This is a genomic window from Fictibacillus gelatini DSM 15865, assembly GCF_000430745.1.
Lineage (GTDB): Bacteria > Bacillota > Bacilli > Bacillales > Fictibacillaceae > Fictibacillus_A > Fictibacillus_A gelatini.
Window position 1 is genome coordinate 81,093 of sequence record NZ_KE387234.1, and the last position, 23,850, is coordinate 104,942.

The 23,850-nt window shown below is 42.4% G+C and carries 25 protein-coding genes and 2 pseudogenes; 13 read left to right on the forward strand and 14 right to left on the reverse strand.

The window, feature by feature from the left end; translation table 11 throughout:
• Positions 1 to 24: 24 nt before the first annotated feature.
• Positions 25 to 999: a CobW family GTP-binding protein gene (locus H538_RS0122030; RefSeq protein ID WP_026679423.1), complete on the reverse strand. Its 975-nt coding sequence runs from the start codon at positions 997 to 999 to the stop codon at positions 25 to 27.
• Positions 1,000 to 1,140: 141 nt separating this feature from the next.
• Here H538_RS0122030 and H538_RS0122035 point away from each other — a divergent pair, with 141 nt between their 5' ends.
• Complete coding sequence (locus tag H538_RS0122035) at positions 1,141 to 2,160, forward strand: permease (RefSeq protein WP_026679424.1); 1,020 nt, start codon at positions 1,141 to 1,143, stop codon at positions 2,158 to 2,160.
• A gap of 13 nt (positions 2,161 to 2,173) precedes the next feature.
• Positions 2,174 to 3,127 carry a TIGR03943 family putative permease subunit gene (locus tag H538_RS0122040; RefSeq protein ID WP_026679425.1) on the forward strand — a complete coding sequence of 318 codons (954 nt, stop codon included), beginning with the start codon at positions 2,174 to 2,176 and terminating at the stop codon, positions 3,125 to 3,127.
• A 220-nt stretch (positions 3,128 to 3,347) separates the two neighbouring features.
• On the opposite strand, the gene H538_RS0122045 is transcribed toward H538_RS0122040, so the two are convergent.
• Together H538_RS0122045 and H538_RS0122050 are read right to left on the reverse strand one after the other, a co-directional pair.
• The gene (locus H538_RS0122045) at positions 3,348 to 3,689 is read right to left on the reverse strand and encodes a YmaF family protein (protein ID WP_026679426.1); all 342 of its coding nucleotides are present in this window, start codon (positions 3,687 to 3,689) and stop codon (positions 3,348 to 3,350) included.
• A 216-nt stretch (positions 3,690 to 3,905) separates the two neighbouring features.
• Entirely contained in the window at positions 3,906 to 4,832 is a 927-nt protein-coding gene (locus H538_RS0122050; RefSeq protein WP_026679427.1) for a helix-turn-helix transcriptional regulator, read from the reverse strand.
• A 91-nt stretch (positions 4,833 to 4,923) separates the two neighbouring features.
• Here H538_RS0122050 and modA point away from each other — a divergent pair, with 91 nt between their 5' ends.
• A complete protein-coding gene (gene modA / locus H538_RS0122055) occupies positions 4,924 to 5,724 on the forward strand; it encodes a molybdate ABC transporter substrate-binding protein (protein ID WP_026679428.1) in 801 nt (266 codons plus the stop codon).
• Between the two features lies 1 nt (position 5,725).
• Positions 5,726 to 6,370, forward strand: coding sequence for a molybdate ABC transporter permease subunit (gene modB, locus H538_RS0122060; RefSeq protein ID WP_026679429.1), 645 nt, complete (start codon positions 5,726 to 5,728; stop codon positions 6,368 to 6,370).
• 327 nt (positions 6,371 to 6,697) lie between these two features.
• On the opposite strand, the gene H538_RS0122065 is transcribed toward modB, so the two are convergent.
• Positions 6,698 to 7,036, reverse strand: coding sequence for a MerR family transcriptional regulator (locus tag H538_RS0122065; RefSeq protein WP_026679430.1), 339 nt, complete (start codon positions 7,034 to 7,036; stop codon positions 6,698 to 6,700).
• A gap of 157 nt (positions 7,037 to 7,193) precedes the next feature.
• On the opposite strand from H538_RS0122065, the gene H538_RS0122070 reads away from it, so the two are divergent.
• Positions 7,194 to 8,402 carry an MFS transporter gene (locus H538_RS0122070; RefSeq protein WP_051291639.1) on the forward strand — a complete coding sequence of 403 codons (1,209 nt, stop codon included), beginning with the start codon at positions 7,194 to 7,196 and terminating at the stop codon, positions 8,400 to 8,402.
• A gap of 83 nt (positions 8,403 to 8,485) precedes the next feature.
• Here the strand turns inward: H538_RS0122070 and H538_RS0122075 are convergent, their stop codons facing one another.
• Complete coding sequence (locus H538_RS0122075; protein ID WP_026679432.1) at positions 8,486 to 8,995, reverse strand: DUF3189 family protein; 510 nt, start codon at positions 8,993 to 8,995, stop codon at positions 8,486 to 8,488.
• Positions 8,996 to 9,119: 124 nt separating this feature from the next.
• On the opposite strand from H538_RS0122075, the gene H538_RS25280 reads away from it, so the two are divergent.
• Both H538_RS25280 and H538_RS0122085 read left to right on the forward strand, forming a co-directional pair.
• Positions 9,120 to 10,052, forward strand: a complete 933-nt coding sequence (locus H538_RS25280) for a hypothetical protein (protein WP_026679433.1) — start codon at positions 9,120 to 9,122, stop codon at positions 10,050 to 10,052.
• A gap of 720 nt (positions 10,053 to 10,772) precedes the next feature.
• On the forward strand, positions 10,773 to 11,075 hold the full coding sequence (locus tag H538_RS0122085; protein WP_026679434.1) for a DUF3846 domain-containing protein: 303 nt from the start codon (positions 10,773 to 10,775) through the stop codon (positions 11,073 to 11,075).
• Between the two features lie 116 nt (positions 11,076 to 11,191).
• On the opposite strand, the gene H538_RS0122090 is transcribed toward H538_RS0122085, so the two are convergent.
• Complete coding sequence (locus H538_RS0122090) at positions 11,192 to 11,389, reverse strand: hypothetical protein (RefSeq protein WP_026679435.1); 198 nt, start codon at positions 11,387 to 11,389, stop codon at positions 11,192 to 11,194.
• Positions 11,390 to 11,584: 195 nt separating this feature from the next.
• Positions 11,585 to 12,205, reverse strand: a complete 621-nt coding sequence (locus tag H538_RS0122100) for a cell wall hydrolase (protein ID WP_245595303.1) — start codon at positions 12,203 to 12,205, stop codon at positions 11,585 to 11,587.
• A 309-nt stretch (positions 12,206 to 12,514) separates the two neighbouring features.
• On the opposite strand from H538_RS0122100, the gene H538_RS0122105 reads away from it, so the two are divergent.
• Positions 12,515 to 12,853, forward strand: a complete 339-nt coding sequence (locus H538_RS0122105) for a hypothetical protein (RefSeq protein WP_026679437.1) — start codon at positions 12,515 to 12,517, stop codon at positions 12,851 to 12,853.
• A 49-nt stretch (positions 12,854 to 12,902) separates the two neighbouring features.
• On the opposite strand, the gene H538_RS0122110 is transcribed toward H538_RS0122105, so the two are convergent.
• Positions 12,903 to 13,454, reverse strand: a complete 552-nt coding sequence (locus H538_RS0122110; RefSeq protein ID WP_026679438.1) for a DJ-1/PfpI family protein — start codon at positions 13,452 to 13,454, stop codon at positions 12,903 to 12,905.
• A 688-nt stretch (positions 13,455 to 14,142) separates the two neighbouring features.
• On the opposite strand from H538_RS0122110, the gene H538_RS24840 reads away from it, so the two are divergent.
• On the forward strand, positions 14,143 to 15,420 hold the full coding sequence (locus tag H538_RS24840; RefSeq protein ID WP_035351976.1) for a metal-dependent hydrolase family protein: 1,278 nt from the start codon (positions 14,143 to 14,145) through the stop codon (positions 15,418 to 15,420).
• Positions 15,421 to 15,478: 58 nt separating this feature from the next.
• Positions 15,479 to 15,997, forward strand: a complete 519-nt coding sequence (locus H538_RS0122120; protein ID WP_026679439.1) for a GNAT family N-acetyltransferase — start codon at positions 15,479 to 15,481, stop codon at positions 15,995 to 15,997.
• Positions 15,998 to 16,067: 70 nt separating this feature from the next.
• Here the strand turns inward: H538_RS0122120 and H538_RS27210 are convergent.
• The 6 genes and pseudogenes from H538_RS27210 to H538_RS0122150 form a co-directional block, all read right to left on the reverse strand.
• Positions 16,068 to 16,321, reverse strand: a pseudogene (locus H538_RS27210) (SMI1/KNR4 family protein); the annotation flags it as partial.
• A gap of 104 nt (positions 16,322 to 16,425) precedes the next feature.
• On the reverse strand, positions 16,426 to 16,905 hold the full coding sequence (locus H538_RS0122130; RefSeq protein WP_026679441.1) for an SMI1/KNR4 family protein: 480 nt from the start codon (positions 16,903 to 16,905) through the stop codon (positions 16,426 to 16,428).
• Complete coding sequence (locus H538_RS24850) at positions 16,902 to 18,611, reverse strand: T7SS effector LXG polymorphic toxin (RefSeq protein WP_245595304.1); 1,710 nt, start codon at positions 18,609 to 18,611, stop codon at positions 16,902 to 16,904. The genes H538_RS0122130 and H538_RS24850 overlap by 4 nt, the downstream gene beginning before the upstream one ends.
• A gap of 207 nt (positions 18,612 to 18,818) precedes the next feature.
• The gene (locus tag H538_RS0122140) at positions 18,819 to 19,337 is read right to left on the reverse strand and encodes a GNAT family N-acetyltransferase (protein WP_026679442.1); all 519 of its coding nucleotides are present in this window, start codon (positions 19,335 to 19,337) and stop codon (positions 18,819 to 18,821) included.
• Positions 19,338 to 19,449: 112 nt separating this feature from the next.
• Positions 19,450 to 19,754, reverse strand: a pseudogene (locus H538_RS24855) (PhzF family phenazine biosynthesis protein); the annotation flags it as partial.
• A 190-nt stretch (positions 19,755 to 19,944) separates the two neighbouring features.
• Complete coding sequence (locus H538_RS0122150) at positions 19,945 to 20,796, reverse strand: hypothetical protein (protein ID WP_026679444.1); 852 nt, start codon at positions 20,794 to 20,796, stop codon at positions 19,945 to 19,947.
• 155 nt (positions 20,797 to 20,951) lie between these two features.
• Here H538_RS0122150 and H538_RS0122155 point away from each other — a divergent pair, with 155 nt between their 5' ends.
• From H538_RS0122155 to H538_RS0122165, 3 genes are all read left to right on the forward strand, one after another.
• Positions 20,952 to 21,533, forward strand: a complete 582-nt coding sequence (locus H538_RS0122155; RefSeq protein WP_026679445.1) for a TetR/AcrR family transcriptional regulator — start codon at positions 20,952 to 20,954, stop codon at positions 21,531 to 21,533.
• Positions 21,534 to 21,536: 3 nt separating this feature from the next.
• Entirely contained in the window at positions 21,537 to 22,739 is a 1,203-nt protein-coding gene (locus tag H538_RS0122160; protein WP_026679446.1) for an MFS transporter, read from the forward strand.
• A 63-nt stretch (positions 22,740 to 22,802) separates the two neighbouring features.
• Positions 22,803 to 23,690, forward strand: coding sequence for a MerR family transcriptional regulator (locus H538_RS0122165; RefSeq protein ID WP_026679447.1), 888 nt, complete (start codon positions 22,803 to 22,805; stop codon positions 23,688 to 23,690).
• The last annotated feature ends 160 nt before the right edge of the window (positions 23,691 to 23,850 follow it).

Below are 23,850 nucleotides of genomic sequence, written 5' to 3' on the forward strand. Positions count from 1 at the left end.
GAATACTGGAAGGGAGCTTATTTTTTAAGAGCTCGCCGTTTTTAAGACAAGTCGCCGGAAGCTTTCTTTCATCTCCTTCACCGGCAATCGGTGCCCGATCATGATGATGCACGTCTCGCGCTTTTCTTCACACGCGAGCCTCGTGAAATGAGACCGGCCTGAAGCATACTGGAATTGGAATAACCCGCCTTCTCTCTTTAAACGGACGATCCCCTTGCCCCTCACAACATTTTCCGGGAGGGCATGGAGCCATTTCTCAATCGAAGCGCGTTCAATGGCCGGAACATTTTCCATTTTTATTGCCTGGAATGGATGGTGGTGGCCTTCTTTATGATGGCGGCTGTTCGCTTGATCGGGCGCCGGGACGGTAAAAGAACCTGCCCTTTTCTTAAACACGGTGTCCATGTCAACTTTCCCAAATGCCGTTTCAATGGTTTTTGTTTGCCCTTGAAGCAGTTTCTGTATTTTCTTTATGGCTTTTCCCTTTACCTTTTCGCTGACAAGATCGGTTTTATTTAAGATGATCAACGTGCTTGCACTTAATTGTTCATCAAGCAAATCGCGGATTTCCTTCGAACTCGAAAAGATGCTGCCATATTCCAAAAACTTGCTGCAATCGACGATGCCGATGATCGACTGGATTTCAAAGCGATCCATGAGCGCGGGATCCTTCAGCGCTTCCACGATTTCTTTTGGATTGGCGATTCCCGTCCCTTCAATAAGGAGCACATCCACCTCGTTCTCTTTTTTCAAAAAAAGCGCCAGCTCTTCAATCAAGTTCTCCTTAACCGTGCAGCAAATGCAGCCATCCAGCAACTCTACCATTTTTTCACGCTGAAAGAGGTGACTTTCGACATTCGCCTGGCCCAGTTCATTCAATACGATTCCGGGCGTGGCGTTCATGCTTTTGCAATGTTGGAGCATGTTCAGCATGACTGTCGTTTTGCCGCTCCCAAGAAACCCTGTCAAAATAAACACTGGAATTTTCCTCATTTTCATAAATATCCTCCTATGTACAAAAATAGTTTGATTGCATTGGCGATCCCAATCCTATAATACTTGCAAATCGTAATGATTATGATTTAGAATTAAAATATCATTTTTCAGCTTTGTTGGATGAAAATTAGGAGGGCACCCTTTATGGCTTACATAAAAAAGACGGAAGGCTCTTTGAGAAAAGATGTAATCGGGATTTGCCTTTTTTTAATGTTTCTCGTTTCTTTCCTTTTCACGGAACAGATTAAACAGGATCCGCTGATGGCGAAACTCCCAAAAATGTTCGTCCAATTCAACACCATTTTTTTGAGCATCATCATCGAGACCATTCCTTTTATTCTATTAGGCGTGTTTATTTCATCCTTTATCCAAACATTCGTTTCAGAAAAAGCGATCGCGAAATTCATTCCAAAAAAACCGATTATGGCGATTGTTCCCGCGATTTTGCTTGGCTTTGCTTTTCCATTATGCGAATGCGCAATCGTTCCTGTGGTGAGAAGATTGATAAAAAAAGGATTGCCCCTCCATATCGGGGCTGTCTTGCTTATTTCCACCCCTATCCTTAATCCTGTCGTCCTCCTATCAACCTATTTTGCGTTCCGGAATCATGAGGCGATCCTTTACGCGCGGATGGGACTTGCCATTTTTGTGGCGGCCATAGTGGGGACCATCACCTATTTTCTTTTCAAAAACCGCAAAGAATTGAAGTGGAGCAAGGAAGAATTGGCCGGTGAAGCCGTATCGGGGGCAACGCGAACGTTAAGCAGATGGAAGCAGACGTTTTACCATGCTTCAGATGAATTTTTTGACACTGGCAAATACATCATTATCGGCGCGTTTCTTGCCAGCCTGTTCCAAACCTTTTTCAACAGGAATTTCCTTCTATCCATCGGAACGGATGATGTCCGCTCCACTGGCCTGATGATGGGACTCTCGTTTCTTTTGTCGATTTGTTCAGAAGCCGACGCATTTATTGCCGCTTCCTTTGGCACCACGTTTTCAAAGGTGTCGTTAATCGCTTTTCTCGTGTACGGTCCCATACTGGACATTAAAAATGCGCTCATGCTCTTTGCCGCGTTCAACACCCGCTTTGTTCTCGCGTTCATTTCAATTGTCACAGTAGTTGTGTTTTTCTCGGCCCTGTGCCTGAAATTCATTTTATAATGGAGGGAAGGAATTGAAGAATGAACAAGATTGGGAATTCCATATGTATATTCGCGCGATCATATTATTCGGATTCATGCTGCTCCTATTTGCTTTTATCGTAAGCGGGAAAATCAACTCGTACGTTTCGCCGCGAATGGTGCCTTTTGCGTATATGGCCATGATTGGCTTTGGTTTGCTCGGTGCCGTCCAGATGTTCAGGGGGACGGCGAAAAACATGGAGGAGGAAATGAATTGCGGCTGCGGCATTGATCACCGCCCAAAAGGCTCCCCGCTAGCCCAGTTTTCTCTCTATCTCATTTTCGTCATCCCGGTTTTAGCCGGCCTCATGATCCCGGAAGCGGCGTTGGACACATCCGTTGCGAAAAATCGCGGCGTCAAATATGGCTCTGGCATTTATTCGAAGCCGAGTCCCCCAAAAATGGAGAACGAGAAATCAAACGCATTTAAAATCGATGCCGACGAATATTTGAAGGATCCAGATGGCTATATAAAAAAAATGGAAAAAAATGCAACAAAACAAGCCGGAGTGGACGAATCTGCTGCAGGATCAGATGATGCCCGAGCGTATTACGCTTCTCTGGTGAATACGCTCGCGAGGACAAATAAAATCATCGTCACTCCGAACAACTTTATGGAAGTCATGGCTGCCATGGATCATGACATTCGCCCGTTTGTCGGCAAACAAATGGAGATTAGTGGTTTTGTTTACCGGGAATCCGGCTTCAAAGCGGATCAAGCCGTCGTTGCCCGCTTTGCCGTGGAGTGCTGCATAGCGGATGCTTCTGTTTATGGCGTCCTCATGTCAAGCAAAGACATGAAAGCCTATCAAGATGATGCATGGATCAAAGCAACTGGTGTCATAACGAAATCCGTTTACAACAAACATCCGATTCCACTCATGAAAGTCCAACACTTGACAAGAATTAAAGAGCCGAAAGACCCTTATGTGTACCCGGACATGTAGCCATGGAATGATGGATAGATCGTGGGATGCGATAAGACACCCATTTAGAAAAATCAACGCCCGGGTATTTCCCGTTTTACTGATGAGAAATGTAAAAGGAACGGCGAACTGATATGTTCACCGTCCCTCTCTAGAAAGTGTTGATTTATTTTTCTAATCGCTAAATGAGGAAATTTCTTGCATCCCTTATTTATCCCGGCGGGCTTTAGAAAAGTCCATCTCACTTGTTCCCGGGGGCCGGCTGGTCGACTCCCTTTACCCGATGCCTATGCCCATCATCGGTTGACGTATAGAAATCGTAATAATGGACATGCATCCCGTTCCCCACCGGGATCGCCGGTCCGGACCAGGCCTGGTAATGATGGGTGTGGCCGTCTTCAAAAACGACATATCCCTCCGTATAATGAATATGGCTGCCATCCTGGGTGCGGGTCGGAGGATGTGTAACATCCAGGCATTGGTGTACATGCCCTCCTTCCATCGACGTATAATCGACAGAACCATGGGTATGATGCGGAACAAATCCTTCCACAAAGTCATCCTTCCCAATTTTTCGATTCATGCAGCTTCCCCCTTTTATGCATTTTTATCATGTTTATGCGCCGAAATAGTATTGTTGACCTGGCGCGTGAAAAACGCAAGGCTTCATTTCCAGGCGGCTGAATCAGGACCCTGGCACCAAAATTTTTACTCCTGTAAAACTTTCTCGAATGTGGCGGCACGAATGTCCGCGAACAGATCATTTTAATGAAATTCACTGGCCGTCATTCGGATCGCTTTAAAAAGGCGTCTCATATATAACTTCTCCGGTCAGCGATACATCATAGCCGCCGATGGAAGCGACTTCTTTTTTAAACGCATCGGAACGTAAAATTTGTTTCACGACATTCAGTAATTCCCCGGATGATTTGAGAATGACAAGGTCGTACCGTTCTTGGATTAAAGGAATGAAATCGATGCCGACGATTCTGGCCGCTTTTTCAATACCGATTCCTACATTCGCTCTCCCGCTTGCGATCGCAGAAGCGACGCTTAAATGATTTGACTCCTCGTTTTCATAGCCGCTAATGATGTTTGGTGAAATATTGTGAAGGATTAATTGTTCGTCAAGCAACACCCTTGCCCCTGAGCCTTTTTCCCGATTGGCCAATTGAATGAACGGCTTGCTCAGGTCACTCCACGTTTGTATATTCTGGGGATTTCCGTTTGGAACATAGAAGCCGGCCATGCGCGAGACGAGGTTGACAACCGTATAAGAATGTCCAGTAAGCAACTTTTTAACATAGGGAACATTATATTCGCCTGTTTCACCATCAAACAAATGCAGGCTGACAATGTCGCACTCGCCCTGATACATCGAGATAAGACTATTTAAGCTGCCAACATAAGAGCGCAATGGCCTTAAGGGAGAATTTTTTTCAATTTCACTTGCAAGGAGGTCGAGAACCATATCCTGTCCACTAATGACCACGGTTCTTGGGCTTGATTTTTCTACTTTTTGCAGCTTTTCATTGTGTGAAGGCACAACGGCGGACTGCCGATTTCCTCTCTTATAGTTTTCAAGGTCGGCCTGGTCGATGCGCATTTGCCTCCCGACACGGAAAGCGGGCAATTCTCCTTTTTTAATAATGTCGTAAACGGTTAATTTTGAAACTCTCAAAAGGCCGGCCACTTCTTCAACGGTATATGAATGCTCTTTGTTCATAAAAAATCCCCTTCTTTCTTGCAAAAACTAATCTATATTCAATTATAATAAGTTATAACTAATTATAATGAATTATAATTTGGAGGGCGCTATGAAAAAATTTCTCATATCCATCTTAATGTTCGTCATTATGATTTGCAGCGGATGTTCAACTCCGGGTGTGACAAAAAAAGATTCTTCCTCAGCCGGCAAACAAACGGAGCTGACAATCTCAGCGGCCGCAAGCTTGAATGATGCGCTTGCTGAAATCAAATCCGTCTATGAAAAAAAGCATAACAACGTACATCTTTCCTTTAATTTTGGCGCATCCGGAGCGTTAGAGCAACAAATATCCCGGGGTGCGCCAGTCGATTTGTTCTTCTCCGCGGCCAAAGACAAGTTAGATTCTCTTGTTCAAAAGGGATTGATCGACAAAAAACAAGCTTGCGATCTTGTCGGAAATGATCTCGTTTTGATCGTTCCGAAAAACGAAAAGGAAAAGGTCTCACGTTTTGAGCAATTAACGGACAACAACATAAAAAAAATCGCCATCGGCACACCCGAATCCGTTCCAGCAGGCGCCTATGCGAAAGAAACACTGCAAAATTTGAGAATCTGGGACAACGTTCAAAACAAAGTCGTCCAGGCAAAAGATGTTCGCCAGGTTCTGTCCTATGTAGAAACCGGTAATGTGGATGCCGGGCTCGTTTATAAAACGGACGCGCTTCCCTCCTCAAAAGTGAAAATCGTTCGAACAGCGAATGAGGACACACATCAGCCCATCGTTTATCCGCTCGGCATTATTAAAAGCTCAACACATATGAAACAGGCGGAAGCATTTTACCGATTCATGCAGGGAGATGAAGCGCTCCGTATTTTGAAAAAGCATGGGTTTAAAGGATTGAAACAATAAAATGGTGAACGACTTCTGGTCTCCAGTAAAACTATCGATCAGCATTGCATGTGTATCAAGCATTTTTGTTATCCTTTCAGGCACAATCGTTGGGAGGCTGATGGCCCGGAAACGTTTTGCCGGAAAGGTCATTGTTGAAACGATGCTTATGCTGCCGCTCGTACTTCCGCCATCCGTCGTTGGCTTCTTGCTGATTGTCATCTTTGGGAGTAACAGCCCGGTCGGCCGGATCTTTCATCAACCGATTATGTTCACATGGTGGGCGGCGGTCATCGCTTCGTCAGTCGTCGCCTTTCCGTTAATGTACCAGGCGGCAAAAACCGGATTTCAGTCGGTCGATGGAGAAATTGAAGACGCGGCAAGAGTGGACGGGGCGAATGAATTCAAGGTGCTGCTGTTCATTTCCATTCCGCTTGCGTTCAAATCGCTTCTTTCGGGGGCAGTCTTGAGCTTTGCGAGAGCGCTCGGCGAATTTGGCGCAACATTGATGTTCGCTGGGAATATCCCCGGGAGGACGCAAACGATTCCAACCGCCATTTATGTCGCCATGGATTCCGGAAATATGCAGTTAGCCTGGCTCTGGGTGCTCGCAATCATCGCTATTTCATTTATGATGCTTGTCATTGTACAGCTCAGACAAAAATAATGTTCTTTTATTTCGTATCAATTGCGGTTTGGAAAATAAAATTCGAGGTTTGGAAAATAAAATAAGTGTTTTGGAAAAAAAATTTTAGAGTTTGGAAAATAAAATAGCATTTTGGAAAACAAATTTCCCACTTTAGAAAATAAAATTCGGAGTTCGGAAAATAAAGTACGGAGTTAGGAAAATATCGCGATGAAGTATTGCGATCTGTCCTTTTTGCATTCAAAATTGTTACGATTTTGACTTTTAAATGCGCCTATCTAGCAAACGGGGCTTATAAATGCTTTCTTGAAGCGTGAAAAAGCCGATGATGAAATCGGCTCAAAGGTATTATTCATTATTTTTCTCATTGGAAGCTGTATTGGCAAGCTTGAGAAAAACGTCATTGATGTTTTTCATCCGGGCTTCCACCTTTTTAGCTGCCGCATCCAGCGTGAATCCTTCTTCAATCAACTCTTGAATGAGAAGGATTTTTTTTATGTTTATATAATTGTACCTGCGGGTCGTTCCTTCCCCTTCCTTCTCAGACTCGATGATCCCTTTTTCTTCCCAGTAGCGTATTTTTCTTGTCGGTACCCCGGTGATGTCAGAAACTTCTCCGATTCCCACAACAAGTTTTTTTAACAAATCAAAATCAAGCAATGGATCGATCTCATGGTTATCGCTCACAATCTTCCCTCCCTTACTCTTCGTAACTATTTTACAACACAAGAAATTTATTTACAAAAACCAAACGCAATCTATTGACTTTATTTGTAACTTAATTACAATGTATGTATATAATATTCATTAAGTGAAACTAAATGTTCAAATGAATAAGGAGGCCATTTCTTTGGAAAAAGCAGTCAGCAACATCCATCATGCAGCTCCAGGAAGAAATTATCCCCTTCTGACGGCGATTTTTTTCTGGTGCGGGTTGGTTGTCGTCTCAAACCTGTATGTCACTATTCCCCTTGTTTCAGTTTTCGCGGACACTTTTGATGTATCACCCACGCAAGCCACATGGACCAGCAGCGTTTTTTCACTATGTTATGCCGTGGGCTTTTTGTTTTTTGGCCCATTGTCCGATCGCTATGGTCGCAAAACCATTATTTTGATCGGTCTTGGTGTGCTCACCATTGTTTCTCCCATCATTGGCTTGTTTCATAGCCTGCCCTTGTTAGTGGCTCTTAGAGGCGTTCAAGGAATTGCAGCGGCGACGTTTGCTCCGGCTGCTCTTGCTTACGTTGTTGAAGTATTTCCTGCGGATAAGCGGGTCACTGCGATCGGATTTGTCAGCACGGGATTTTTAATGTCCGGCATTGTCGGCCAGGTCATAAGCAGCCTTATCAGCCAGCATTTTGGCTGGAACAAAGTGTTTTATCTTCTTGGCGTGATTTATTTGCTTTCTGCCTTTTTAGTTGCGCTATTTCTTCCGGCGAATGATGCCAGGCGAGCAGAGGGGGGCATTCTTGCATCTTTCACACAAATGGGAAAAGTGTTTGTGAAAAGAAACTTGTTAAAGTGCTACATCATCACTGTGACGCTCCTGCTTTCTTTTGTCGGCATGTATACGGCGCTCGGGAGCTATTTAAGCAGCCCGGCATTTGGCCTTGGCGGGCAGGACATCTTGTACGTCCGCACTTTCGGGATCTTAGGCATGCTGCTTTCCCCGTTTGCCGGGCGCCTGGTTGCAAAGTTTGGCATTCTCACTGTTCTTAGAGGGGGCCTGACATGCTCCGTCATCGGTCTTGCGATTTTGGGAGCAAGCTCCAACCTCGCTTTCCTTGTTGCAATGAGCGTTGTTTTTATGGCGGGGATTTCCATCACCGTCCCGACGCTTATTTCGCTTGTTGGCCAATTGGGTGGTGACGCAAGGGGCGCTGCGGTTTCTCTTTACACATTTATATTGTTTATTGGCGCGACCATCGGCCCGATGATTGTCGTTGATTTACTGAAAGCAGGAAGCTATCTATTAACCTTCGAAACGCTGGCGCTTTTGCTTGGAATAGGGCTTTCCGTCTCATTTTTTATTCAACAGGAAAATAGACTGTAACACGTTCAAGGTATGATGAACAGCCTCATTTTCAGTGGAAAAATTTAAAACTCAAAAAGCCGGGCGTTCTCCCCGGCTTTTTCTTACACTTTAAACCTTGTATTTTCTAGCACTACAATTTTTTCTTGGGATGACTTGGCCAATTTTTTCGTATGTTGGACAAGCTCAAGGATATTGCCGCACGCTTGTTTCGCTCCTTTTACTAACAAAGGGACGCCAATCGAATCGATTTTCAACCTTCTCGAGAACAAGCCGCCAAAGGTCATGGCGATTGGCACGGTAGGTGATGTATTCGAGAAAATGATTCTTTCATCAATGTTGTATTTTTCTTGCAAAAGCATGCTTAAATTTTTCACACCTGGAATCAATACTTTCGATGAACCCCGGCCGATCGTATAAACCGGATGCCCGTCCTCATCAATTCCATGAAAAATCAGCTTCCCCATATCGGACGTCTGCAGCTTGTTGAAATAGTTCACGTTTAAAATTTCTTCTGTTGTCAGCTTTCGATCTAAAGGCAGCTGCTTTAAATGATAGGCTGCGGCCAGTGCGGTCGTATGCGTTCCGCCAAAATCATTATAGATGTAGATCATGTTCTCACTCCGTTACTTGTATCTAGCATCATTATTTCCAATACTTTTTACTGGCAATCATGCCTCTTTATGTTCCTTCTCCTTTATTTATTTGATGAATCGTTATGTTTAAGGAGGAAGAGGCATGCGCGCGGGGAAAATTGAAAATTTCAAGTTATTGAGTGAATTTCAAACGGTAGAGGAATTTAATTCGACCATCCGGCGGTTTCTTCAGGATCATCGGGGTGAGTTTACGAAAGGTGAGCTGCTTGCGTTTCATCATCTTACAAAGTTCAGTATAAAAGTGATTGGCGTGTGCAATGCGAAAATTGGCACGCTTGTTTCGTCATGTCTTTCGGACAAAGGCGGAGTCTCCCGTTCGACGTTTGAACGGATGCTTCGGAAAGCGAAAAAGCTCGGGATTTTGTCGATTCATCATGCGCTCCGTCAAAAGGGAGGATTTGCCCACAATCTTTTTGTTTTTCATCAGTATGACAGGGCGAGCAAGGAAAAATTGACGGAGCCTGCACGAACGGAAAAGCCGGGTGGCACAAGGGCTGAGCGCAAATTTTCACAACCGGAAACTACTTCTTTGGAAACAAATAAAAAAATAATAAAAACCAACACCTTACGTCTTAATGGTATTGATGCAGCGGATCCTGATTACACCTACTTGCCGGATGATATTCCTAAAGAGTTCATTCATGCAGTAAAACCTTTTTTCACGAGAGCTATTGAAATTTATTCGCTATGGCAAAAGGTTCGAATGGCCTATCGGAGTTTTTCGTTTGAACAACATTTAGAAGAGCTTGTCGATCAAGCGATTTACGCCTTTAAGGTCACGGTCTTTCAGTATAAGTGCGGGCGCATTAAAACGTCTTTTGTTCAGTATTTTTATGGAACGTTAACAACGGTTTTTTCGCGTGAAAAAAGGCGTGAGCGCCGAAGGAATGATGACCCCATTCCGAATTGGCTTGAACCTGACTGGGACAAAAGCTGCACAAATCCTAATTGGTATGAAATCGTAAAGCCCGAGCTTCGTAATAGTTGCCCGATCCCGAATTGGCTTGAAATGTAAGAGCCCGGTTACTTAAAAGCTGGTCCGATCATGTATTGGCTAGAAACGAAGAAGTGCTAAACCGTGCTCTATTTCATCTACTCCAAAATGATGAGAGCTTGTCCAAAGCCGCGAAGTTATTGTCCGAACTCTGATGTTTATTGTCCGGCAAGCTTAATTTATTGGCCTTGCTCTCGGATATTGGCCAAAATCACGGGTGTATTGGCCAAAGTCGAGAAGTTATTGTCTGAACCCTGATGCTTATTGTCCGGCATACATGATTTATTGTCCCAGCTCACGGATATTGACTAAAATCATGGGTGTATTGGCCAAAGTCGAGAAGTTATTGTCCGAAGCCGTATAGTTATTGTCTGAACCCTGATGCTTATTGTCCGGCACCCAAGATTTATTGGCCAAACTTACAGATATTAGCCAAAGTCAAGGGTGTATTGGCCAAAGTCGAGGAGTTATTGTCCGAAGCCGCATAGATATTGTCCGAACCCAATCAACAGAAAAATTGCCCGCTCCCGTATTGGCTGGAATGGTGAGTCTGTACATTTTTCCCCCGCTAAAAATGTTGTAGTTTCCCGGATTTTTCCCGGGAAATACGAATCTTCTTGTCGAAAAAACGTTTATTTTAACGAACAAACTTTCTATTCGGATGAACTATTTTATAGTACTATAGAACTACGTTACGTTATAACGAACAATTTGATCCTTCGACAAGGGGGGGGAATAAAAATGTCGGAACTCTCAGTGATACTGATTGATCAGAAGAAAAAACCGCGTTCCATCAAAATTAATCATTCGCTTGAGGCCTTTGAGGAAATTGTGAATGGACCGGTAGATCTGCTCAAATTTCATCGGGAACCCTATCGACTCGTCTGCCATGTAAAAGAAGGGTATGATTTATACTATAATAAGAAAACACCTTCCGGAACGTTTTTCGTCGTCAAATACCAGAACGGATTCGAAAGCCTCAATGAATTGGAAGTGGATGAGCTTAAAAAAGTGCTGCGCATAAAGATGAAGAAGTGGAAGTAAAGAGAGCCATGAGTAGGGCTCCCTTTTCATTTGGCGGAAATTGTCTTTATATAAACAGTCGGGAATCCTATCATTTTCAGAATTCCGCATATGATGAGATGATAGACGATCCTCGCTTATTTAAAAATATCCATCGAAACGATGCCTTTTTTAATCGAAAGTGACTTGATCCTCTGAATGTCTTTCGGGTCATTTAATTCGCTCATGAAGCTATCATACGCTTGCTGGACGGTTGATACCGGATAAATCGCGCGCTGCAAACGTTGATCCGTGATCGCTTCTACTAAAAAGAGTTCAAAAGTCTCTTTGTTCAAACAAGACCCCCTCCTTTTTTATTATCGTTATAAAATAATTCTTTCTTAGCAAAGGGATCTCCTGCTCTTTTGTTTCTTGTAACAAAAAAGAAAAAAACCGGCCTAAAAGACCAGTTTTTCAGACATTTGATCGTTCCTTTGTTGATCATTGCTTTAGTAACCTGACTGCATGAAGAAATTTATGGCTCTTTTTCTTTAACGGGCGAATACGTGCCCTCCGATCCGCTTCACGACAGGGCGTGTTAAAATCCATTTGCTTGTCGCAATGGACGGGTTGTAGTAATAATAGGAGCCGCTTGAAGGATCCCATCCTCTCATGGCATCAATCGCCGCCCGGTACGCGGTATGGTTTGGCGACAAATGGTACTGGCCGTCATGCACCGCCGTAAAGGCATTCGTTTGGAAAAGGACGCCGTCAATCGTGTTCGGAAATTGGGCGGAATCAACCCGGTTCAATACGACGGCTGCCACGGCCACTTGCCCGATATACGATTCACCGCGCGCCTCGCCATACACGGCATGGGCCAATTTCTCTACATTTCGAAGGTGATTGTATGTATTTTTCCCTACCATTCCATTTTGCATGATATGCATATCGCTTTGGAATCGCCGCACGGATTCTCTCGTAACCGGCCCATAATACCCGGTAGGCTGAGTATGGAAATACCCCATTTTTTTAAGCTGGCGCTGAAGTTGGTAAACATGGTCGCCTCTGTCTCCTTGTTTGAGCAAGCTTGCAGCATGCGCGCTCTCCCCAAAATCAAAACCCATCACCAAAAATAAAAGAAATAGAATAACGATCGACTTTTTCAGCAAAACACATCCACCTTCCTTTTTAGAATTAGAACTAGTTTAGTAGAAGGCAGTCGAATTGTGTATCCTCCAATAGAACGAACTTTGCCGAAGCCATCTCTCCTACTTTTTCACTATTTTCTAAAAAGTGCGCAATTTATTCATTGCAGCACATCATGTCGCAATTTCACGTTTTGGCACGAATACTTTACTATAAGCCCCAACGAATGAAGCCGACCTTTTTTGAATATTGTAACGTGATAGCAATAAAGCTGAAATGTTAAATTGATAGAATTGATGGAAGCAAACTTTTTTTTACGAGGAGATCGAGGTATGGAAGAGCATGTAAAAAAGTCATTAGAAGAATGGAAAAATGAAATCAATGATCTATTGATCGCAATCGAAAAAGAATATAACGAAATCAAACAAGAATTGCAAATCTATTCCTACAAGTTCAGCATTACAAAACAGGTGATCCAGTCAACGGTCAATGATGAGCTAATCCGTGATATCCGTGAACGCTACCAGACTCCTTTTGAGCAGAAATTCAATCAATTGAAAGAAGATATAAAAGATCTAGAGGAGAAGAAAAAAGTCTTTCAAATGTTTGTCGATAAAATTGACAAGGTGAAAGGAAAAGATGAAAACAGGTCGTATGCGCCCGCCAATTGAATGGCCCCCACTTTAAGCTTTGTCTTAAAGTGAGGGCATTTTTTTCGCATTATTTTAATAGCCTGATAAATTCGCGCATGAATCCAGGCAGGTCAGGCCACGCATGGCCCGAGACGAGATTTTTGTCGGTATGAAGCGTTTCGTCAATATATGTAGCCCCGCATGCGATCACATCCGGCTTGCAGGCAATATAAGCGGTATATTCCCGGCCTTTCATTAAATCAGGAACGACGGAAAGCACTTGCGCCGCATGGCAGATCGCGCCAACCGGCTTATTTTCCTCAAAAAAGTGGCGAATAATCTTCGGGAGTGCATCATCCATGCGAATATATTCGGGGGCCCGCCCTCCCGGAATGATTAGCCCGTCAAACTTGGATGGATCAACATCGTAAAAAGCGACATTCGAATCAAGACAATAGGCAGGCTTTTCAACATATGTTTCCATGCCTTCGACAAAGTCATGGCTCACGGTTTGCAGTTTTTTGACTGTTGGGGAAGCGATCGTCACTTCAAATCCTTCTTCCAAACAACGGTAATACGGGTAAAAAACTTCGAGAGCCTCCACCGCATCTCCCGTCACAATCAGCACTTTTTTGCTCATCGATCAAGACCTCCTTGAAAGTATCATCATTCACATACATATTCTTTAATTGTTTGTAAGTTCCTTCTTCATTTTAATAGAAAGACTCATAACGAATAAGTACCCGGTTTAGACGAATAAATAACCTGTTTTGGCGAAGAAAATCTAGTGCCCCGTCTAGAAAAATAGTTTGAATTTCAGTACTCGAACATTTGTTATTTTAAGAACACCTCGTTAGATCTGTGAAATGAGGAAAAACGATTCACGAATCGTTACATCATTTAAAATGATTTCGTTCTCGGACAATAAATGCTCTTATTTGGACAATAAGTCATCCGGTTTAGACAATAACATCTTACTTTTGGACAATAAGCGAAAAAACTACTCATTTTATTGTCCGACACAGGCCATTTATTGTCCGATGGAATCGATTTATTGTCGGAAATCCACTGTTTATTGTCCAGATGCCATGAAAATAGCACCACACTACCACATTAGAGAAGTTTGATCCTGTTTTTTGCTTCTAATTTTTTTTACAGGCGAAAATGGATTCTTGAAAATAAGAACTTTCTTAGCTGAAAGGGCACTAGTTTAGACGAATAAGTGAGTTCCATCATTTTTTGTAATTGAATGAATTGCCTTTCAACTCGAAAAAGTAGTATCGTTAAAGCAGATGTACAACTTTTTCGAAAATGGGGAGGGTGATTGGATGTATACATTAGTGAAAAATGCTACAGTAATTGATGGAAATGGCGGACAGCCTCTTGTTAATGCTGCCGTTCTCATGAAAGGCGAGCGAATTGAAGCGGTTGGAACCCTTGATCAAATCAAGCAGCCGGATGCCAATGTTGATGTGATTGATGCCCGGGGAGGATTCGTCTTGCCAGGGATGATTGACTGCCACGTACATATGATGATTGAATGGGCGCGGGCCGGTCTTGAAAAACGGCTGGCGACTCCGTTCTCCCTTCGTTTTTATCAAGCGTCAGACTATTTAAAAAGGACGCTTCATGCCGGCATTACATCGGTAAGGGACGCGGGATTTACGGACGTCGGCGTAAAAGAGGCGGTTGAACAGCGGCTCATTTCCGGCCCCCGCATGCAAATCAGCGTTATTCCGCTTACGACAACAGGCGGGCATGGAGACGCCTGGATGCGATCCGGGATTGATGTGACCGATGTCAGTTATCCAACGATGCCAAGTGGAATTTGCGACGGTCCTGACCAGGTGCGAAAAAAAGTGCGCGAGGTTCTTCGCGCGGGTGCCGACATTATTAAAGTCCATGCTACCGACGGTGTGACGAGTCCGACAGACCATCCGGAATTCACCCAGTTTTCCCGGGAAGAGCTAGAAATTATGGTACAGGAAGCGGCATTTCGCCGGGGAGTAAAGGTAATGGCACACGCGCAAGGAGCGGAAGGGATTAAAAACGCTGTCCGGGCGGGAATCCATTCGATTGAACATGGGATCTACCTGGACGATGAAGCGATTGAATTAATGTGTGAAAACAAAACTTTCCTCGTGCCGACGCTCCTCGCTCCTATCGGGGTGCTGGAAGCCGCCGAAAAGAGCGGTACGATGCCGGAACATGCAATAGAAAAAACCCGCGAAGTGATAGAAATCCATCGTGAAAGCATGGCGAAAGCGCACAAGGCCGGCGTGAAAATTGCCATGGGCACAGACGCCGGCGTCATCCCGCATGGAACGAATTTGCGTGAATTAAGCCTGATGTGCCAAATTGGCATGACTTCAATGGAAGCGATCGTCGCCACAACTAAAACCGCCGCCGAATGCCTTGGCTGGGACGATCGGCTCGGAACGATAGAAAAAGGAAAGCTCGCCGATCTGATCATCGCTAAAACAGATCCGATCGCAGACATTCAATCACTTGAACACCCGGACAATATTGTCATGGTCATGAAAGGCGGCCGAATCGAAAAAGACTTGTTGACCGCAAAAGGAAGCCAATCCTTGCATCTTGTTTAAAAGAATAGGGTCCTTTGTACAATTTAGAAATCAATCACATCATGTGGAGGAACTTCACTTGGAAATTAGAAAAGCGAGTAAAAAAGATCTAGCGGGCGTGGCGAGAGTGTATGTGGATAGCTGGCGGACTACGTATCGCGGCCTGGTGCCTGGCGAATACCTTGACGGGTTATCTTATGAGGATGCAGAAAAAAGATGGGCAGATTTTTTGCATGGCAAAAACGAACCCTTTATTTATGTCGCCGTTCATCAATCTGGAAAAATCATAGGTTTTGCAGCGGGCAGAAAGAGTGATGATGAACATTTTAAAGGAGAACTCTATTCGCTTTATCTCTTGCAGGAATGTAAGGGGCTAGGCCTTGGCAGGCGGCTTGTTTCGGCCATCGTCAGCCATTTTAAAGAAAACGGCATTTCTTCCATGATGGTCTGGGTCATGAAGAAAAATCAATCCGGTAGAGGTTTTTATGAACGGATGGGCGGCAAAGAATATATCCATAGGACCAGCACATTTGGGGGAACCATAGTAGATGATGTCGCGTATGGCTGGAAGGACATCGCGAAATTATGCTTAAAGTAAAATTTTGCAGAAAGAGTGAATGCATCACTGGCCGATGCATCCACTCTTTTTATTCGATAACTACAATTCAGTCTATTAAATTATAATATTTTTGATATTCTTTAGTTTGATCAACTACTTCAGGCCGGCAATATCATATAAGAATAAGGGTTCCAAAAGCTCCTCCTGATCCATAATTCCCTAAAAAAACTATTTATAGCTTTCTGGGAGAGTAACATCTAGTTCTTCTTCAAATTCTCTAATTTTTTCTTTAGAGATCCCTCCGGTGATGATCGAATGCTCTTTATATTTTTCAAGATGGTTTTGAATCGTTGAATAATCCATTCGATAAACATTCATATTCTTTATTTTCGAATTGTTTTTGCTCAATATCCGTTTCCATTACCTTTTACGGAAGCAATCCATTGTATTCCTAGAAAAGACACTCGTTAATCCAAATCTTCATCATCATCCCAATCTTCCTCATCATCTTCCCAGTTCTCTTTAGACTCTTTTAAATTTTCTAGGAAGAAATCGAGAAAATTATCTGCCACTGTTCGTCCATAGCCTTCAAGATTGTCCCACAAAATAACAGGACATTCCCCGTCTTTCATTTTATTTGTATCGAGACAATAAGAAAATTCGTCAATGTATTCGATAACTATAATCCCATCAATTAATCCATAATACTTTCTATAATCATATGTAACCGATACTACTTGCGGAGGCCCTACTTTCCCCAGGCCCAATATATCAACACCATATATGCCACCTGAACCATATTTTCTTAAAAACCATTTGTAGCTTTCCGGAAGTTTAACATTAAGCATTTTTTCGATTTCAAGAATATCTTCATCACTAATACCGCCTGTAAAATCATCATCTTCTGCATTTTCTTGAATAAAACGTTCAACTTCTATATAGTTCATTTAATATCACCTACTAATTCTTTTTCAAATTGTTTAGCTCTCCATTTCCAATACTTTTTGCGAAAATTATTATACTGTTTTTCAAGATCTGGATTATTCCTAAAACTATTTCCGTTTTCTTTTAAACCATGTAATACTTTATGATATTTTTGATGAAGGCTTTTCGGCAGTTCAACCATTGTACCTGGTTCCTCTTGAATTAAATGATGCAAATTGATTTTAGTACGATCCTTAGCATATGGTGCATCACCTTTTTTCATTAATTGTAGATTTGTTTTTCCTGTAACAGGGTCTATTTGGTTAATATCAATATCTTTTAGTGTGTAAACCCTTCTATTTACAATTTTCATTTCGCCATTAACTTTAACTGATCCTTCAATTTCGTATGCTTCGTATTTTTCTTTATTTAACCATGGAATTTTCATGTTTTTCCCAGAGAATGGTTCTGAAAGCCTTTTAGCTTGTTGAATCAATGAATCTTTAAAATATTGCCCATTAACCACATTATAGGGTACATTTTCAAAAGCGAATTGGTTGTACCGAGCATATGGCAATAAATCGTACATGGATACCTTTTTAGCTGCAGAAGTAGCCTTTTTTACGCGTGTTTTTACGACAGCTTTTGTTGTCGCCATACCGGTTTTTGTAACTGAGCCAAGGTCTTTTGTTCCAATAACCGATGTTACTACCGTTCCAATTGCATAAGAGAACCATCTTGATCTAGAGTAAGCATCTCCTTTAATAACATCACGTTCGTAGGAATCTTCAATTGCTTTTTTTACAGCTTTATATGTGTCCACCGGGTGAATGACTGATGTCGCTAATGCTTTAACTGTTTCTTGAGGGTTTGTTACAAAATCATAAATACCGGTTACAAAATCTTTACCCACTTCATATAGTCCAACGCCAATTCCTTTGGTAATTTCCCATGATTGTTCGGAACTTTTTAATTGAAGGAGTTGGGTATAATAAATTTGTTGATCATATGTTAGGTTATCGTATCCTACTTCTTGTACAATCTTTATATACTCATCTGTTGAAATTTTGGACGGTTGTTCAAGCTTTTCCTTTAGCTTTCTAATCCGGTATTTCTCCTGCTCTTCTTTTTTCATTTTAAGGTAAGCTTTTACTTCGGAGTTTATTTTATCATAATTTTTATAAATTTCCGTATTTCGGAATTTAGCAGAATCATAATAAATCGGATTCACATGACCACCTTGACGGGTGGCTGCCATCAATAATGAAAAATAGGTTTCGATATACTGTTGGATATGTTCCGACTTTTCGTATTCCGTTTTTAGCTCATGATCAAGTTGGTATACGGCATTAATCGTGTCATGAATCATTTGATTGGCAGCATCCAGATGATGATACGCTTTTCTCTTTGAAAAAGGTTCAAGCTCAATAATATCACTGATATTTTTAAATATATTTTTAAGCTCATTCTTTTGCCCATCTATCAGGTGTTTACTGTTTTTAATCCCCCAGTCCAGCTGATATTGAAGAAAGTATTCATCAACAACCGTATTGCCACCGAGATGCAACTCATCCAGTCTTTGTTCGACACAATCATAAAAAGCAATTTGCATATCTATAAAATCGATATATGCATCAAGGTGCTTGACCAAATCCGTATAAAAGTTCTTGACATTATCTGCGCCTTTACCGGTGAAGTTATCACCAAGGTCGAAACACCCTTGAAAGATTTCCTTAAATCTATCATTTGTTCTTTAACGTTTTTATAATCCTTAGAACGTTGTTTAACCGAGGCAACAAGAGCAGGAGAGTCTAAGACTTTCATAAAAACGACCCTTTCTGTGAAATTCTGTATAATTAGAATACCATAATTTATCCTTTAACAATCAAAAATCAAATAGGCTAATAGTAGCGAATTATCGATAATTCCTCTTTTCTTATGTAAAATTATCGATATTAGATTTATAGTAAATGACGGTCGCGTCAAGTTCCCCGTTTGCCGACATGGCATAGCCCGGGATTCGGCCTGCCTGGATAAAGCCGAGAGCCTTATAAAGGCGGTTGGAGGGATCCCCTTCCCGCGTATCAAGCACAAGAAGCGTCTTGCCTTCTTGCTTCGCCCGCTCTTCTGCTTTTTGCATCAATGAACGGCCAATTCCCCGCTGCCGGCAATCGGGATGTGTCATTAATTTGGCAATTTCGGCCCGGTGGCGGCCGTTTGGCTTCGTGCATAAATGTAGCTGGACGCTCCCGACGATCTCATCGCCCTGTTTTGCCACAAATAAAATCACTTCAGGACCCGGGACGCTTTCCCAATAGTTTTGTGCCTCTATCCGTTTTAATGGCGGGAGAAATCCGATGGACGCCCCCTCATCTACTATCTTTATTAGCAGCTCTGAGAGAGAATCAACACATTCCCCGATCGACTTCAACTCTTCAATTTTTATATCACTCAACCCAATTACCCCCTATCCGCTTTTCACTATAGATGAAGGCTATTTTCCGCACAATAACGATGTCAGATGATCTAACAAACAATTTGGTGAGCCAGGCATTAAATGGAGACCGTAATTTTATCGGCAGAATTCCCGCTTTCGTTTCGATTATTAGCTCGCATTTTTCTTTCAGCAACCCTTTTGTTTTCAAAGCGAAAATCGTTGCGATTGTCTCGTGTCCGCATACTTTTATTTCGTGGCCGGAGGTAAAATAACGGATTTGAATGTGGCCTTTCTCTAATTTTAAAGGAAAAGCCGTCTCGTTGAATCCAACCTTCATAGCGATTTCTTGCATTTCACTTACGGTCAGATGCTCCACACCCAGCACAACCCCGGCTGGATTCCCCATATTGGCTCGGTGCTGAATGCATCATAATGCTAAACATTTATTTCCTCACCTTAACCACCTCCACTTCTAGATTGTCTTAGAAAACCTTCCTCTGGCCAGGCCAATTGGTGCAGGTCAAAGGCTTTGTTGCACTAATGACTCGATTAAACAATTTATACTTCCCTGCTGCATGAAAAAAACCCTGCATGGCCTCATGCCCACAGGATTTCTAAAGAAAAGCTACTTTCCACGCAATTTATCATTATAGCGCTCTCTGTACATATCATAACGATCTGTCTCATCTACTTTTGTATAGTTTTTCAATTGTTCAGGAGAATGAACTTTCCCGAGCTTCTCTTTGCCAACGGAAATCCGGTACACTTTTGGATTGCCGGATTGACCATCTTCTTTACTTTCCATAAAAAAATGGATGCCTTCTTCAAGATTGATATCGCTATGTTTTTTCTTAAAATCGCGTATAAACGCAAACATTTCGTCGTAATATTCGTCAGGTGATGATACTTTTTCATTCGCCAAAAGTATGGGAGTTAGTTTTACTTCATCTTTTAACTGTTCAAAACTCGGCGTCTTTTCAAACTCCCAATTCTTCTCTTTTTCTCCATCTATCGATAGAACCGCCAGGTAGCCTACATTCTTTGTTTCCGTTCCAAACGCTTTTTTAAACGTAGGATCAATTTCTTGTTCAGCCCCTTTCGTCAAGGCTGTATTTAAATAGTTATCGATCGGTTTACATACTGTTTTCCCTTTACCGCGTGTATCATCCAATTCACACGAAATTTCAGACGTCCAGCCTTTTTCCTTATCTTTTACCTTCAACGTAATATACGGCGGCGCTTCTTCCGGTTCTTCCGGAGTGACCTTAAATCCCGTCACTTGAACCGCATCGCGATATTTATGGGCAATATACTGAATCAGCTTTGAATCTTTTACCATCTGCTTCTCTTCTTTTGTTAACCGTTTGTCCTTCTCCAGCATCTGTTCGATCTCTTTTTCTTGCTTATTTCCATTCACATTGCACCCTGCTGCGAATAATGAAAATAGAACAATTACCGCTATCAACCAATGCCGCATCATCCGCCCCCCATTGTCTTTTTTTGAAATTCTCTTAACCTATACCTTCCTACATTTATTTTTAAACCAACTTTTACGTGATTTTCAACCTTGCTTTTATTTACTTCATTTGCTATCATAACTGACGAACGTTCGTAAGTCATGAGGTGGTTTTATTGAAAAGTAATGAAATTAAGGATGCGGCTTTAAAATATTTCACCATTCATGGGTATGAAGGAGCATCTCTTTCTCAAATCGCTGAAGAAGTCGGCATGAAAAAGCAATCGATCTACGCCCATTTTAAAGGGAAGGATGATCTATTTCTTCAAGTTTTGCGTGATGCAAAAGAGACGGAGCTTTCTTCAAAACTCCGCTATTTCAGCGAAACCGATACACAACATCCCGAAAAAGGGTTATACGGATTCCTTCAACTGATCATTGATCTATTCCAAAAAAATGAGCAGATCAAATTTTGGCTACGTATGACCTTCTTTCCTCCGGCCCATCTTGCAAAAGCCATTGAAAAAGAAGTGGTCGAAATCGAGGAGAAGGTGCAGGCAATGCTGGAGAGTAAATTTCAAGAATGGATGGATGCCGAAGCAATCGCCCGGGATGTGGCAAAAACACCGACGCTCGCCTTCCTTGGCGTCGTCGATTCCATTTTGGTCGAGCTCGTATACGGAAACGATGAGAAACGGCTGAAAGACAAATTAGAAGCCTCCTGGACCGTATTCTGGAGAGGCATTAAGAGGTGTTGATCGATGAAAAAAACCATAAAAGAACAAAAGGCGGTCTTAGTGATTCTTCTTAGCAATATTTTCATTGTATTTCTCGGCATTGGCCTGATCATTCCCGTCATGCCGTCTTTTATGAATATCATGCATTTAACAGGAAAGACGATGGGCTATCTTGTCGCCGTATTTTCGGTGTCACAACTGATTGCTTCGCCATTTGCCGGGCGCGCTGTCGACCGTTATGGCAGAAAAACAATCATCCTCATCGGCTTATTCCTTTTTGGCGTTTCAGAACTTATTTTCGGATTAGGCACGAATGTAGCAGTGCTTTATTTATCAAGGATTCTCGGGGGAATAAGCGCTGCCTTTATTATGCCCGGCGTTACGGCATATGTTGCGGATATTACAACTACCGAAGAACGGGCGAAAGCGATGGGCTATCTGTCCGCCGCCATTAGCACCGGCTTTATTATCGGGCCAGGCATCGGCGGCTTTATTGCAGCCTACGGAGTGCGGGTTCCTTTCTTCTTCGCAGCTGCCATTGCTTTTATCGCATGCATTTCATCCCTTTTCATTTTAAAAGAGCCGCTTACAAAGGAACAGCTTGCGGAAATTTCTGCCAATAACAGGCAAACAAGCTTTATCAGCGATTTAAAACGGTCGCTTCACCCGCTTTACTTTATTGCATTTATCATTGTATTTGTGCTCGCATTCGGTTTATCAGCATATGAAACAGTTTTTAGCCTATTTTCTGATCATAAATTTGGCTTCACTCCGAAAGATATTGCGGCCATTATTACAATCAGCTCGCTTTTCGGCGTGGTTGTGCAAGTCTTTTTGTTTGGAAAAATGGTCGATTTACTTGGCGAAAAGAAACTGATTCAATTGTGTCTGGTTATCGGCGCGGTACTAGCGGTGGCGTCCACCTTGATTTCCAGCTTTTGGGTGGTGTTGGCGGTAACTTGTTTCATCTTCCTCGCCTTTGACTTGCTTCGTCCGGCATTGACGACGTTTTTATCAAGAGCTGCAAAGAAAGAGCAAGGATTTGTTGCCGGAATGAATTCTACCTATACGAGCTTAGGAAATATTGCCGGACCGGCGATGGGCGGAGTGCTTTTTGACGTCAATATCAACTTCCCCTATCTTTTCTCAGCTGCCATTATTGCCGTCGGGTTCGGCTTTACAGTGATTTGGAAGGAAAAGCATCTGGAAAAAAATTTTGCTGAATAATACAGCAAAACTTTGCAAAATAAGGATTTCTTTCATTCATCTTTTCTAAAAGGAGAACATACGATGCAAAACAAGCTGAGTATAGGTGAAATGGCGAAACTGCGCAACGTGACGGTGGATACGCTGCGTCACTACGACAAAATCGGATTGCTTAAGCCGCATTACATCGATCCCGATTCTGGCTATCGTTATTATTCCATTTATCAGTATGAAGTTCTCGGAACGATTAAAGAGTTAAGGAGACTCGGTTTTTCTTTAGAGGAGATTAAGCAATTCCTGACGAACCGCAACGTCAAAAAATCGGTTCAATTGCTTCAACAATCATTGGCTAATATCGAGGAAAAAATAAAAGAATTGCAAGACATCCATGCGATTATGACGGCCCGCTTAAACCATATTGAACATTTTAAAAGCAGCTACAAGGATTCGGATATTATCATTAAACGATTTGAAGAACGGGAATACATTCAGCTTGACAGGCCTGTAAGCTGGGCGAATAAAGAAAATCTTTATTTTGGGCTCCTTGAGCTTGAAAAAATGATTGGCGGAAGCATTCCGGTGTTGGCCAGCAATAAATTTGGAGATTTTATCAAAAAAGAATACTTTGATGAATTTCGCCAGGCTTCTGATTTTTCCTCCAACTTAAGCAACTATCAATCTCAATTATTCATTCTTGTTCAGGATGAAGAGCCTGTGCGACCGCAACCAACGAAAAAACTAGAAAAAGGGCTATATCTATGCTCCTACTACGGGGGGCTCGTAAGGGAGAAAATGCTGGCCAGGCTTAAAAAGCTGCTTTATTATTGTGACGCCCATGGATACGAAATCATCGGCGACGCCGTCAGGATTATGCAAGTGGACATTTCTTTGACTGATCAATACGATGAAGCGTATTATGAACTACAAATTCCGATTCAAGAAAAAGCAGCTGCTAAACAGCCTTCGAAATGACGCTACTGTCATTTCGGGGCTGTTTTTTTTTGTATGAAAGCGCTTGACTCTGGAGTTAGACGAGACTTTATGATGTATTCATAAAATACTGAATGGGGTGACAGTTGTGATTATGGACATCAATCCCTCCATAATTTTCCGTTGGTCAAGCAGTAAACAA

Excerpts from the sequence above, each read along its gene's own strand:
- H538_RS0122030 (WP_026679423.1), bottom strand. The coding sequence starts at position 999 with ATGAAAATGAGGAAAATTCCAGTGTTTATTTTGACAGGGTTTCTTGGG.
- H538_RS0122035 (WP_026679424.1), top strand. The coding sequence starts at position 1,141 with ATGGCTTACATAAAAAAGACGGAAGGCTCTTTGAGAAAAGATGTAATC.
- H538_RS0122045 (WP_026679426.1), bottom strand. The coding sequence starts at position 3,689 with ATGAATCGAAAAATTGGGAAGGATGACTTTGTGGAAGGATTTGTTCCG.
- H538_RS0122050 (WP_026679427.1), bottom strand. The coding sequence starts at position 4,832 with ATGAACAAAGAGCATTCATATACCGTTGAAGAAGTGGCCGGCCTTTTG.
- modA (WP_026679428.1), top strand. The coding sequence starts at position 4,924 with ATGAAAAAATTTCTCATATCCATCTTAATGTTCGTCATTATGATTTGC.
- modB (WP_026679429.1), top strand. The coding sequence starts at position 5,726 with ATGGTGAACGACTTCTGGTCTCCAGTAAAACTATCGATCAGCATTGCA.
- H538_RS0122075 (WP_026679432.1), bottom strand. The coding sequence starts at position 8,995 with ATGATCTACATCTATAATGATTTTGGCGGAACGCATACGACCGCACTG.
- H538_RS25280 (WP_026679433.1), top strand. The coding sequence starts at position 9,120 with ATGCGCGCGGGGAAAATTGAAAATTTCAAGTTATTGAGTGAATTTCAA.
- H538_RS0122085 (WP_026679434.1), top strand. The coding sequence starts at position 10,773 with ATGTCGGAACTCTCAGTGATACTGATTGATCAGAAGAAAAAACCGCGT.
- H538_RS0122105 (WP_026679437.1), top strand. The coding sequence starts at position 12,515 with ATGGAAGAGCATGTAAAAAAGTCATTAGAAGAATGGAAAAATGAAATC.
- H538_RS0122110 (WP_026679438.1), bottom strand. The coding sequence starts at position 13,454 with ATGAGCAAAAAAGTGCTGATTGTGACGGGAGATGCGGTGGAGGCTCTC.
- H538_RS24840 (WP_035351976.1), top strand. The coding sequence starts at position 14,143 with ATGTATACATTAGTGAAAAATGCTACAGTAATTGATGGAAATGGCGGA.
- H538_RS0122130 (WP_026679441.1), bottom strand. The coding sequence starts at position 16,905 with ATGAACTATATAGAAGTTGAACGTTTTATTCAAGAAAATGCAGAAGAT.
- H538_RS0122150 (WP_026679444.1), bottom strand. The coding sequence starts at position 20,796 with ATGCGGCATTGGTTGATAGCGGTAATTGTTCTATTTTCATTATTCGCA.
- H538_RS0122160 (WP_026679446.1), top strand. The coding sequence starts at position 21,537 with ATGAAAAAAACCATAAAAGAACAAAAGGCGGTCTTAGTGATTCTTCTT.
- H538_RS0122165 (WP_026679447.1), top strand. The coding sequence starts at position 22,803 with ATGCAAAACAAGCTGAGTATAGGTGAAATGGCGAAACTGCGCAACGTG.